This window comes from Photobacterium damselae subsp. damselae (assembly GCF_038086725.1).
Taxonomy (GTDB): Bacteria; Pseudomonadota; Gammaproteobacteria; order Enterobacterales; family Vibrionaceae; genus Photobacterium; species Photobacterium damselae.
This window is the reverse complement of record NZ_CP146970.1, coordinates 523,240-536,376: the sequence shown is the minus strand read 5'-3', so window position 1 is coordinate 536,376 and position 13,137 is coordinate 523,240. Positions and strand designations below refer to the sequence as shown.

Here is a 13,137-nt window from a genome sequence, read left to right as displayed (position 1 = left end):
TATGAAAGCTCTATTTAAACTGCTCACTGGTAACCCAAAAGCACTTTTTGGCCTAGGTATACTGACTGTCTTTATTTTCGGCGCTATCTTTGCACCATTAATTACCTCTTATGCTCCGGATAAACGCACAGGTAATCCGCATGAATACCCTGCGTTTGTAGTAAAAGCGGCACAAAACAATCCTGATGGCTGGGTAGCAGAAAACTTAGCCACCAGTAAGCGTACTTTGCTGTTATCGAAAAAAGCAGATCACGTACTGGGTACTTCTCGTATGGGGCGTGATATCTGGTCGCAACTGGTCTACGGAACGCGTACCTCACTCGCAGTAGGTTTTGGTGCAGGCATCATGGTGTGTTTCCTAGCAACCATTATTGGTGTATCAGCAGGTTACTTTGGTGGACGTATTGATGATGTTCTTACCGCCGCGATGAATATCATGCTGGTTATGCCTCAGCTTCCCTTACTCTTTGTTATTGCAGCCTTTATCGGTCAGGCTGGCCCAATGACCATAGCCCTGGTTATTGCCGTCACCTCCTGGGCATGGGGAGCTCGTGTGGTTCGAGCTCAAACCCTATCTTTGCGAGAAAAAGAGTTTGTCAAAGCCGCAGAAGTTCTTGGTGAATCCTCTTGGCGCATCATCTTAGTCGAGATTTTGCCTAACCTAATCTCAATTGTTGGCGCAAGCTTCATTGGCTCAGTCATGCTCGCAATTATGACAGAAGCAACCTTATCCTTCTTAGGCTTAGGTGACCCAAATACCGTGAGCTGGGGCATTATGCTTTACAACGTTCAAACCTCATCTTCAATGCTTGTGGGTGCATGGTGGGAAGTGTTGGCTCCATGTTTAGCGCTAACCTTTGTCGCAATTGGTTTAGCAATGCTTAACTTCGCAGTTGATGAAATCGCTAACCCTCAGCTTCGTTCTCACAAAGGCATGCGCCGCTGGAAGAACATGGCAAACCAGAACAAACAAGAAAATAAAGCTGTGGAAGCTCCTCAGCCAGCCCTTGAAATGGGAGAGAAATAATGAGTAACCCACAAATTTCAATTCGAAACCTATGTGTTGACTATATTACTGATGCTGGCGATGTTCGTGCCGTAAACAACGTAAGCTTTGATATTGGTAAAGGTGAAATTTTTGGTCTAGCCGGTGAATCTGGTTGTGGTAAATCAACGGTTGCTTTCTCACTGATGCGTCTTCATAAGCCACCAGCATTTATCACAGGCGGAGAGGTTATCTTTGACGGTCATGGCGATATTTTAAAATACAGTGACATGCAGATGGCAGCTTTCCGTTGGAGCGAAATCTCCATGGTATTCCAAAGCGCCATGAACGCCTTAAACCCAGTATTGACGATGGAAGAGCAATTTTGTGATGTGATCATGCGTCATACCAATATGACTCGCCAACAAGCCATTCGTCGCGCTGAAGGTCTATTAGAAATTGTTGATATTCACCCTAACCGTCTGCGTGATTTCCCTCACCAGTTCTCTGGTGGTATGCGTCAACGTTTAGTTATTGCCATCGCACTGGCTCTCAATCCTAAGATGATCATTATGGATGAGCCAACTACCGCGCTCGATGTGGTGGTACAGCGTGAAATTTTGCAAAAGATCTATGCGCTTAAAGAAGAATTTGGTTTCTCTATTCTCTTTATTACTCATGATCTGTCATTGATGGTCGAGTTTTCTGACCGCATCGGCATTATGTACTCAGGTGAACTCATTGAAGTTGCACCATCAAAACAAATTCTAGAAAACCCGTATCACCCTTATACCGAAGGTTTGGGAAGTTCATTCCCACCATTAACAGGTCCAAAAACTCGCCTAACAGGAATTCCAGGCAACCCATTGAATCTATTAGAAATACCACAAGGCTGTCGTTTCCAAGCTCGCTGCTCAAAGGCGGTTGATGCTTGCTTTAAACAACCGACTCAGCTTTGTCAGATAGAACCAGGTCGTTTTTCAAACTGCCACCTATTTACCAAACGCAGTTAATTTATAAGGACATTTAGGAGGCGTTATGAGTACCCCAGCACCTATCGGTAATCCAATTTTAGAAGGGAAGAATCTGGTTAAAGACTTCCCAGTAAATAGTAACTCTTTGAAAAAATCTATGATGCGCGCAATCAACGACGTGTCATTTAAAATGTACAAAAGCCGCGGCTTATCAGTGGTAGGTGAATCAGGTTCTGGTAAATCAACAACCGCAAAGATGATTGCCAAAATGTATGCGCCAACCGCAGGCCATATTGAGTATTACGGTCGTGATATAGCTGAAATCGTCAAGCGCGATGACATGATGAAATATCGTGAAGGTATTCAGATGGTATGGCAAGACCCATTTGGTTCTCTGAACCCAACCCATACGATTTTCCATCACATTGCGCGCCCGCTATTGATTCACAAGAAAGTCACTCCGGGCAATAAAAAAGAGCTCGAAGAACGTGTTTACGATCTGCTAGAGCAAGTTGGCTTAATTCCACCAAAAGAGACGGCAGCTAAGTTCCCTCATCAGCTATCTGGCGGTCAGCGTCAACGCGTCAACCTTGCTCGTAATATTGCCGTTGGTGCTGAAGTAGTATTGGCCGATGAGCCTACCTCTATGTTGGATGTTTCCATTCGCGCCGGTGTATTGAATCTGATGGAAGAGATGAAGTTTGAGCGTGAAATGGCTCTACTTTATATCACTCACGATATTGCAACTGCCCGTTATATCGCAGAAGACCTTGCCGTGATGTATGTCGGTCATATGGTGGAATGGGGAGATACTGAAGACATTATTCACAATCCTCAGCACCCTTATACCCAACTGTTAGTTTCAGCTGTACCAGATCCGAAAAAATCGATCCATGAAAAACTAAAAGGGAATAAAGGTGAGATTCCGCTCTGGACTCCAGAGAGTGTTGGTTGCCCATTTGCTGGTCGCTGTACTCATGCAACAGCCAAATGTCGCGAGCAACTACCTAGTGTAACTAAGTTGTCAGAGAACCACTTTGTTCGCTGTTACCTATTTGAAAATTAATAAGAATTATCGTTTTATCGCTTAACACATGTTGCAGTAGTTATCAGAGACACTTGCCCCGATGAGTGTCTCTGATTTGCAACCCTTGGAGGAAGTATGCAGTTATTAACCAACCATCTCGGCTATGAGCGCTTAGGTAGTAAACAAGCCATTATTCTTACCCCAGAACCACTAGTCACACCTGGGAGTGCAGAATTGGTAAGTTACCCTAGTGGTCAAACCGTGATGACACTTCCTATTAAGGCAAATACACCGATAGCACAATGGCATATCGGCTTAACCTATCAAGTGGATTTTTCTGCTTGCCAACAAGTAGGCCAATACGCCATTCGTTATCAAGGCGTTTTATCGTCCTGTTTTACCATTGCTGAAGGTCTGCTATTTGAGCAAACCTTTAGCGATGTAATCCATTATTTTAAATCACAGCGTTGTACCGGAATTTATCAACAAGCAGATAAAACTATCCCTCTGCTTGGTACTGATGAGCGCGTTGATGTACATGGGGGCTGGTACGATGCCTCTGGTGATATTAGTAAATATCTTAGTCACCTATCTTACGGTAATTATTTAAATCCACAGCAAACCCCTATGGTGGTGTGGAACATGCTTAAAGCTTATCAATTACTGGAAGATGAAGCAGATGTAGCAAAATTTACGCGAGTTCGTTTACTAGAAGAAGCGTTATATGGCGCCGATTTTTTAGTTCGTATGCAGCACCCTGATGGTTACTTTTATATGACGGTTTTTGATCAGTGGAGTAAAGACCCTGCTCGCCGTGATATTTGTGCTTTTGCAACTCAACAAGGGGATAAATCCGCAGATTTCCAAGCTGCATTCCGTCAAGGTGGAGGCATAGCCATCGCGGCCCTAGCCTCTGCGGCTCGTATTCACCAATTGGCTTCAGTTCAAGAATCCCCTTATTTAGGACAAACAAATCATCAAGAGTATCTTGCTTGTGCGGAGCGTGGATACTGGCATCTTAAAGAGTACAACCTCAATTACTTAAATGATGGCCACGAAAATCTGATCGATGAATATTGCGCCCTGATGGCTGCAGTGGAATTGTATAAAACCACACAAAATATTCGCTATATTCAAGAAGCTCGTACTTGGGCTCTGCGCGTTATGAGTCGTCAATGTAGTGATGAGCAGCAACAGCATTTTTGGGCTGCAAATTCTGATGGTTCTCGACCTTATTACCATGCAGCAGAAGCTGGATTACCTGCTATTGCTTTATTGCAATATGTTGCCATTGAACCTCAAGACCAAGAACGTTTAGCCGCAGAACAAGTGATCAAACAAGCACTACAGTTTGAGCTGACGATCAGTCAAGAAGTGAGCAATCCTTTTGGCTATCCGCGCCAATATATTAAAGCGATTGATGGCCAAAAGCAGAGCGCATTCTTTATGCCTCACAACAACGAAACTGGATATTGGTGGCAAGGTGAAAATGCTCGCTTAGGTTCACTTGCCACTCTAGCTTATTTTGCTACAGCACATTTACCAAACGACACCTTAACTCAGCCACTAAAGCGTTATGCTCATCAATTACTTGATTGGGTTATCGGCCTGAATCCTTATGACATGTGTATGCTCGATGGTCATGGTCGTAATAACCCAGATTATCTACCAGAGTTAGGCTTTGCTAACGCCCCAGGTGGAGTCTGTAATGGTATTACTTCAGGTTTTGATAACGAGCAAGATATTGCCTTTAAACCAGCTCAGCAAAAAGACGATATGTTACAAAACTGGCGTTGGGGTGAGCAGTGGATCCCTCATGGTGCCTGGTATTTACTGGCAATTACCGCACAATATAAGGAGCGCCACCATGACTGATATTCGTTATTTTGTTGGCATTGATGGCGGTGGCACCTCATGTCGAGCCCGTATCGTAGACCGTGATGGCAACGTACTTGGCGAAGCCAAAACAGGCAGTGCCAATATTTTATTAGGCGCAGATGTAGCAATGAAATCGATTCAAGATGCTATCGCTACAGCAGCAAGCCTTGCGCAACTTTCCGATAGCGATTTTGCCTTTATGTCGGTTGGCTTAGCACTTGCAGGTGCAGAGCAAAAAGAGGCTTGGTACCACTTTATGTCCCAGCCACACCCTTATGCAGCAATAACGTTAAATACCGATGCGTATGGTGCATGCCTTGGTGCTTGGGCTGGCAAAGATGGCGCAATTTTAATTGCAGGAACGGGCTCTTGCGGCATTTTCTTACATCAGGGACAACAAATTGTCGTCGGTGGCCGTGAATTTCCGATATCCGATCAAGGCGGAGGAGCAATCATGGGTCTTCGCTTGATTCAACAAGTTCTGTTAAGTGTTGATGGCATAGTGGCACAAACGCCATTAGCCAAAGAAATATTAGCGCATTTTGACCAGGATATTGATGCCATTGTCAGTTGGTCAAAAACCGCTCGCCCTTGTGATTATGGCCAGTTTTCACCACAAATTTTCGCTTATGCTAACCAAGGCGACAGCTTAGGGATCAGTTTATTAAACCAAACTGCGGCAGATATTGAAATGTGGATGCAAGCTCTGATTAACAAAGGTGCCAATAAAATCTGTTTAATGGGCAGCATTGCCGAACGCATTCAACCTTGGTTAGTTCCTCCAATGCAGCAACACATTGCCAAACCACAAGGCGATGCTATGGATGGCGCAATTGCTATGGCTCAAGGAAATCACAACCTCTACGCTTTGGAGGATCTGTAAGATGAGTTATCGCCTCGATTTTACCGTTCTAAAAATACAAGAGAGCCAATCTCGCTTTGCTCTAACACTTCATAATTTAACCGATGAAGCGCTACAAGGTTGGTCACTGCATTTCTTTATCAGCCGAATGATCAAGCCAGAAACCTTGGTTAATGCTTCCATTGAGCAATTAGGTAGCTATGTTATTTTAACGCCGAATACAGAAACCCCGATTCCTGCTAATGGCCATTTTTATTGTGAGTTTGTAATGGGAACAGCCCCATTTACGCTACATGATGATGGTATTCCAGAAGCCTTTATTTCTTGTATTTCTGACGGTGATACGATTGTTCCACGTCCAGTCGAAGTTACGACTATAGATTTAGGTCAAGCCGCAGTAGAGCGCTATACAACGCCGTTACCGGAACAAGCTGGAACCATTTCTATAGTGCCAAAACCTCACCATCTGATTGAACTGGGCGGCGTATTTATCGTAGATCAATTCACCTCAATAAGCACAAAACTACCCGCACCAGCAGAAGGTGCTATCCGCTGGTTACAACATGAGTACCAACGTCATACTCAACAGGAACTCATCACATTAGCTAACGGAAATATTCATTATCAGCTACATGATGAACTCGCTCCTAGCCAATATCGGTTATTAGTCGAATCGGATCATATTTGGCTTCAAGCCAGTGATAAAGCAGGGTTTGTTCACGCAACAGCAAGCTTACTGCAGCTATTGCCAACAGAACCAAGTCATAACGCAGATGCCGCTTATACGATCCCTATGGTAGAGATCGAGGATCATCCTATTTACCATTATCGAGGCATGATGCTTGATTGTGGTCGCCATTTTCATCCGCTATCTCGCATTAAAACGCTACTTGATCACTTAGCTCGCTATAAATTTAATACCTTCCATTGGCACTTAACCGATGATGAAGGCTGGCGTATCGAAATTGACGCTTTCCCAGAATTGACTCGAATTGGTGCATGGCGTGGACCAAATGAGTGTATCGCCCCGCAATTTACAACGATAGATAAGCGCTACGGTGGTTTTTATAGTAAAGAAGAAGTGCGTGAAATCATCGCTTATGCTGCTGACCGTGCAATTATGGTGATCCCTGAAATTGATATCCCGGGACATTGCCGCGCAGCGATTCGCTCTTTGCCACATCTTCTCATCGATCCTCAAGACAGATCGCAATATCGCAGTATCCAAGGCTACCCAGATAACGTGCTCTCACCTGCTATTGAAGGAACTTACACCTTCATAAAAACGGTACTTGAAGAGATCTGTGAGCTATTCCCTGCACCTTTTGTTCATATTGGTGCAGATGAAGTACCAAATGGCGTATGGACTCAAAGTCCTGGCTGCCAAGAGTTAATGGTAAAACACGGTTACCAAGATCCTAAAGAGCTTCAAGGGCATCTATTACGTTTTGCGCAAGAGGTACTCTCTCATCAAGATAAACAAATGATGGGATGGGAAGAGGCAACCCACGGCGAAAAAGTCAGTAAAGAGACCGTGATTTTTTCTTGGTTAAGTGAAGAAGCGGGACTGGCCTGTATCAAACAAGGCTACCCGGTTGTGATGCAACCAGCGCAATACACATACTTAGATTTAGCCCAAGGATTTTCTGCTGATGAAGCCGGTGTCGATTGGGCAGGAAAAGTGACCTTAGATAAAGTGTATAGCTATCAACCTCTTGCTGAGATCGCGGAAGATGATCCAACAAGAAAACAGATTTTAGGAATTCAAACGGCCCTTTGGTGTGAACTAATTAACAATCAAAGCCGTTTTGATTACATGATTTATCCGCGCTTATTAGCCGTTGCTGAAGTGGCATGGACAGCGCAAAAAAATCGTCACTGGGAAGACTTTAAAGCGCGCTTAAAAGGTCAACTCAACTACCTAGACAAGGCGGGCATCAACTACCGCCGCTGTGAATAACCACAAGTGAAACATTAAAAGGATTAGATACAATGAAATACGGTTATTTTGACAACGACAACAGAGAGTATGTGATTACACGCCCTGATGTCCCAGCGCCATGGACTAACTATCTAGGTACAGAAAAGTTCTGCACAGTCATTTCCCAAAACGCTGGCGGTTACTCTTTCTATCAGTCTCCAGAGTACAATCGTGTCACTAAATTCCGCCCTAACGCGACATTTGACCGCCCAGGACACTATGTCTATTTACGTGATGATGAAACAGGTGATTACTGGTCAATCTCTTGGCAGCCAGTTGCAAAAAGTTTAGATCAAGCCAGCTATGAAGTTCGCCATGGCCTCTCTTATTCTAAATTTAAGTGTGAATATAATGATATTACCGCAACGAAAACCTTGTTTGTACCTAAAGGTGATGATGCACAAATTTGGGATGTTGTGATCAAAAATACCGGAGATACGCCTCGTACTATCAGCGCCTTCTCTTTTGTTGAGTTCTCATTTAGCCATATTCAATCTGATAACCAAAACCATCAGATGAGCCTTTATTCTGCGGGTACATCCTATAAAGATGGCGTACTTCTTTATGATCTGTACTACAACACATCAGAAAAAGATGGGTTCTATTTCTTAACATCCAGCTTTGATCCAGATAGCTATGACGGTCAGCGTGACACATTCTTAGGCGCATACCGTGATGAAGCAAACCCAATTGCCGTAGAAAAAGGCCGTTGTTCTAACCATGTACAAACCTGTTATAACCACTGTGGTTCACTGCATAAACAATTTACCATCGAACCGGGACAAGAAGTTCGCTTTAACTTGGTATTAGGTGTCGGCAAGCACGATGCTCGCCCACTTCGTGAAAAATACCAAAACTTTGCTAATGTTGACGCAGCATTTGCTGATATCAAACAGCACTGGGACACCCGTTGTGAAAAATTCCAGGTGAAATCACCAAACGAAGGCTTAGATACCATGATCAATGCATGGACTTTATATCAAGCAGAAACCTGTGTGGTTTGGTCACGCTTTGCCTCCTTTATTGAAGTCGGTGGACGTACCGGCCTTGGTTATCGAGATACAGCCCAAGATGCGATTTCTGTCCCGCATGCAAACCCAGCGATGACACGTAAACGCTTAGTCGATCTTCTTCGTGGCCAAGTCAAAGCCGGTTATGGTCTCCACCTGTTTGATCCTGATTGGTTCGATCCAGAAAAAGCAGATGTAAAACCATCTAAGTCACCAACAGTTGTACCAACTCCTAGCGATGCCGATAAGATCCACGGAATTGAAGATACCTGTTCAGACGATCATCTGTGGCTCGTCCCAACGATCTGCCGTTATGTTCAAGAAACCGGTGAAGAAGCTTTCCTAGATCAAGTGATCCCATACGCAGATGGTGGTGATGCGACTGTGTATGAGCACATGAAAGCAGCTCTAGATTTCTCCGCAGAGTACGTCGGTCAAACAGGTATTTGTAAAGGTCTGCGCGCAGACTGGAACGACTGCTTGAACCTTGGCGGCGGCGAATCGGCCATGGTTTCTTTCCTACATTTCTGGGCTCTACAAGAGTTTATCAACCTTGCGAAATACCAAGGTAAGAGTGAAGATGTCGCGAAATATACCGAAATGGCAGCGAATGTTCGTGAAGCGTGTGAAACTCATCTGTGGGACGACGAGGGCGGTTGGTATATCCGTGGTCTCACTAAAAATGGCGATAAGATCGGTACAGCGCAACAAACTGAAGGTCGTATCCATCTAGAATCTAACACGCTTGCTGTTCTATCTGGTATGGCAAGCCAAGAGCGTGGTGAAAAAGCCATGGATGCGGTTGATGAGAACCTATTCTCTGAATACGGCCTACATCTTAATGCACCATCCTTTGCTACTCCAAACGATGATATCGGCTTCGTAACTCGCGTTTATCAAGGCGTGAAAGAGAACGGGGCGATCTTCTCTCACCCAAACCCTTGGGCATGGGTGGCAGAAGCAAAACTGGGGCGTGGCGATCGTGCAATGAAGTTCTATGATGCCTTAAACCCATTTAATCAAAATGACATCATCGAAAAACGCATTGCTGAACCTTACTCTTATGTTCAATTTATTATGGGTCGAGACCACCAAGATCACGGTCGTGCTAATCACCCATGGTTAACCGGAACATCTGGTTGGGCTTATTTTGCAGTAACAAACTTTATGTTAGGGGTGCAAACTGGCTTTGATGGTCTAACAATCAACCCTTGTATTCCAACGGATTGGCCAGGTTTTGAGGTTACACGTCAATGGCGTGGTGCAACTTATAACATCACAGTAGAAAACCCAGAGCATGTAAGTAAAGGCGTTAAGTCTATTACTCTAAATGGCGAAGTTATCTCTGGAGCGATTCCAGCTCAAGCAGAAGGTTCTGTTAATACTGTTGTTGTGGTAATGGGCTAATTACTATTTTGGGGGATGATTTGTCCCCCTATTTAAATCGAGAGAAATAGGAGTTCCTCTATGATTCAGTTCGGAACAGGTGGCTGGCGTGCAATTATTGGTGATGAATTTACCAAAGATAATGTTCGCTTGGTGGCTCAAGCTCTAGCTAACATCATGACAGCAGAAGCAGTAACAGATAACGGTTTTGTCATTGGCTTTGATCGCCGCTTTTTATCCGATAAAGCGGCAAAATGGTTCGCTGAAGTTTTAGCTGGTAATGGGATTAAAGTCAGCTTTATCAATAAGTATGTCCCAACCCCTATTGTCATGTTTAAATCACGTCAAATTGGCGCAACCTATTCAGCTTGTATCACGGCATCTCATAACCCAGCAGATTACAACGGGATTAAGGTCTTTATTGAAGGAGGCCGAGATGCAGACGAGATCATAACTCAAAAGATTGAACAACAAATTGCAACACTTCAGTCAGATCAGATCCAATACGTTGATTTTGAACAAGCAGAACACGATCAGCTGATTGAAATCATCAATCCAATGAACGAATTTGTTGATAGCATCATTGATTTTATCGATATTGAAGCGATCAAAAAAGCGAACTTACGCGTACTGATCGACCCGATGTTTGGTGTTGCTAAAAATGCGCTGCAGACAGTTTTAATCTCAGGCCGTTGTGATGTTGATGTTATTAATGATGGTCAAAACCCATCCTTTGGTGGTCTGATGCCTTCACCAAGTGCTGCAACTCTATATCGTTTGAAGCACCTTGTTGCCCATGAAGGCTATGATATCGGTATCGGTACAGATGGCGATGCGGATCGTCTAGGGATCATCGATGAAAAAGGAAATTTCATTCATCCAAATGAAGTTCTACTGCTACTTTATTACTACTTATTAGAATATAAAGGCTGGCAAGGCTCTGTAGTTCGTAATATTGCAACCACTCACCTACTTGATAAAGTTGCCGCCGCTTATGGTGAAAAATGTTTTGAAGTACCTGTTGGCTTTAAACATATTAGTGCACAGATGGAAGCAGATAATTCACTGATTGGTGGAGAAAGCTCTGGTGGCTTAACGATTCGCGGTCATATTAAAGGAAAAGATGGCGTATTTGCATCAAGCTTACTGGTTGAAATGATCAGCGTTACTGGCAAAAAGCTTTCTGAATTACTTGATGAAATCTATGGCAAATACGGCTATGCCTATACCGCAGAAGGCGATTGTACTTTTAAAGCCTCTGATCGTGAGCGTCTATACAACAAGATTTATGTTGAAAAAGCTCTACCTGAATTTGCCTATGAAGTAGAAAAAGTCAGCTATGCCGATGGCGCGAAAGTTTACTTTAAAAATGGCGGTTGGGCTTTAGCTCGATTCTCTGGTACAGAGCCTCTACTTCGCTTATTTGTTGAAATGGAAGATAAAGATCAAGCAGAAGCGGTACTACTGCAACTGAAATCTTTCCTTCATGTGTAATTTGTTTTACCCCGATATTCATTGTTGAGTCCTATCGTAACATGCCGCATAGCTGTTACATTGCGCAGACTATATGTCTTTGCGTTCAAGGTAGTTAAGTGAGATTAGCTACCTTTTTTCTTTTCCCCTTTCCTTATTTTCTCACTCATTTTTATCACTAAAACTGCATATCGATCACACTCTTCATTGTTCAATAAATGCACAATAGTTAAGCAGTCATCATATTGGTTCTGTTATCTAGCGCTGTTGGCTTGCAGCAATAGAAAACAGAATGGATATCACTAAGGAGTTAGCTATGAAAAAAGTTATTTTACTTGGCGTTATCTTACTCTCTGCCGTTCTTTTTACCGAACATACTCACTCGTTTATTGTTGGTTTTAGCTTAGCAATTATTGCAGTTGGAGTCGGCTATTTCATCGCTTACCAAGCCATTTTACAGCCTCACTATGTTATGACTTATCTCGTTTGTGCTCTTATAACGAAGCTTGTCATTACAATTGCTGGTGTTATTTGGGTTTTCAGTGCTGACATCATCCACTCTCCTATCACTTTTTTAGTGGCTTACAGTCTATTTTCAGTAATGATGACTTATTTAGCATCAAAGTATCATGTGTATAGAAAAGATAAATCGGAGCAGACTCAACATCAGCTATGGCAAACGGGATTATACCGAGGGTAAACGGTAAGAAACAAAAAGAGGGAATTTATATAGATGAAAAAAAAGCCTGACTCTTTCGAATCAGGCTTTTCTAAATAAGTGGCGGAGCGGACGGGACTGCTATACCGAACATCAACGCGATCCCCGGTGTGACAGGCCGGCTTGCTCTTAAACAAAAAGCAAACCAACTGAACTACCGCTCAACTTCCATCTATCTTTTATTTATAAAGCATATAACGAAAAAACGCCTGACTCTTTCGAATCAGGCTTTTTCTAAATAAGTGGCGGAGCGGACGGGACTGCTATACCGAAAATCAGCGCGCCCCCCGGCGTGATAGGCCGGCTTGCTCTTAAACAAAAAGCAAACCAACTGAACTACCGCTCAACTTCCATCTATCTTTTATTTATAAAGCATATAACGAAAAAAAGCCTGACTCTTTCGAATCAGGCTTTTTCTAAATAAGTGGCGGAGCGGACGGGACTCGAACCCGCGACCCCCGGCGTGACAGGCCGGTATTCTAACCAACTGAACTACCGCTCCACTCAAACTACCGTATGTTCAGTACGATAATTATTTTTGCCTTTAGATTTTTTAAAAATCTAAAAACAAGAAATGGGCGCTTGGCGATGTCCTACTCTCACATGGGGAGACCCCACACTACCATCGGCGCTGCTGCGTTTCACTTCTGAGTTCGGCATGGATTCAGGTGGGACCACAGCGCTAAGGTCGCCAAGCAAATTCTTTTTCGTTACGAGTGTCGAGATTTCTCGATACGAGACTCCTAACGTTACAATCTTAAAAACTGACTATCGCGATACTCGATAACTCGATTCTCGCGGTCTCAAACTTACATTCAAGTGTTTGTGGAGTCCGATAAAACC

General features: G+C 43.6%; 9 protein-coding genes, 1 tRNA gene and 1 rRNA gene. 9 read left to right on the top strand and 2 right to left on the bottom strand.

Going from position 1 to position 13,137, the window contains the following annotated elements:
• The first annotated feature begins 1 nt into the window (after window position 1).
• The 9 genes from WAX86_RS02510 (at window position 2) to WAX86_RS02470 (ending at window position 12,276) form a co-directional block, all read left to right on the top strand.
• Window positions 2-1,027: an ABC transporter permease gene (locus WAX86_RS02510; RefSeq protein ID WP_005301317.1), complete on the top strand. Its 1,026-nt coding sequence runs from the start codon at window positions 2-4 to the stop codon at window positions 1,025-1,027.
• Entirely contained in the window at window positions 1,027-1,998 is a 972-nt protein-coding gene (locus tag WAX86_RS02505) for an ABC transporter ATP-binding protein (RefSeq protein ID WP_044176766.1), read from the top strand. The genes WAX86_RS02510 and WAX86_RS02505 overlap by 1 nt, the downstream gene beginning before the upstream one ends.
• A 25-nt stretch (window positions 1,999-2,023) precedes the next feature.
• Window positions 2,024-3,025: an ABC transporter ATP-binding protein gene (locus tag WAX86_RS02500; RefSeq protein ID WP_005301321.1), complete on the top strand. Its 1,002-nt coding sequence runs from the start codon at window positions 2,024-2,026 to the stop codon at window positions 3,023-3,025.
• A 96-nt stretch (window positions 3,026-3,121) separates the two neighbouring features.
• Window positions 3,122-4,861 (top strand): glycoside hydrolase family 9 protein, encoded by a 1,740-nt coding sequence (locus WAX86_RS02495; RefSeq protein ID WP_341489049.1) that lies wholly within the window; start codon window positions 3,122-3,124, stop codon window positions 4,859-4,861.
• Window positions 4,854-5,747, top strand: a complete 894-nt coding sequence (locus WAX86_RS02490; RefSeq protein WP_341489048.1) for an N-acetylglucosamine kinase — start codon at window positions 4,854-4,856, stop codon at window positions 5,745-5,747. Before WAX86_RS02495 ends, WAX86_RS02490 begins: the two co-directional genes overlap by 8 nt.
• A gap of 1 nt (window position 5,748) precedes the next feature.
• On the top strand, window positions 5,749-7,686 hold the full coding sequence (locus tag WAX86_RS02485) for a beta-N-acetylhexosaminidase (protein WP_341489047.1): 1,938 nt from the start codon (window positions 5,749-5,751) through the stop codon (window positions 7,684-7,686).
• Between the two features lie 32 nt (window positions 7,687-7,718).
• Window positions 7,719-10,124, top strand: a complete 2,406-nt coding sequence (locus tag WAX86_RS02480) for a GH36-type glycosyl hydrolase domain-containing protein (protein ID WP_341489046.1) — start codon at window positions 7,719-7,721, stop codon at window positions 10,122-10,124.
• Window positions 10,125-10,184: 60 nt separating this feature from the next.
• A complete protein-coding gene (locus WAX86_RS02475; protein ID WP_068969477.1) occupies window positions 10,185-11,597 on the top strand; it encodes a phosphoglucomutase/phosphomannomutase family protein in 1,413 nt (470 codons plus the stop codon).
• A 295-nt stretch (window positions 11,598-11,892) separates the two neighbouring features.
• Window positions 11,893-12,276 carry a hypothetical protein gene (locus WAX86_RS02470; protein WP_341489045.1) on the top strand — a complete coding sequence of 128 codons (384 nt, stop codon included), beginning with the start codon at window positions 11,893-11,895 and terminating at the stop codon, window positions 12,274-12,276.
• Window positions 12,277-12,719: 443 nt separating this feature from the next.
• Here WAX86_RS02470 and WAX86_RS02465 read toward each other — a convergent pair.
• Together WAX86_RS02465 and rrf are read right to left on the bottom strand one after the other, a co-directional pair.
• Window positions 12,720-12,796, bottom strand: a tRNA-Asp gene (locus WAX86_RS02465).
• Between the two features lie 78 nt (window positions 12,797-12,874).
• A 5S ribosomal RNA gene (rrf, locus tag WAX86_RS02460) occupies window positions 12,875-12,990 on the bottom strand.
• Window positions 12,991-13,137: the final 147 nt, after the last annotated feature.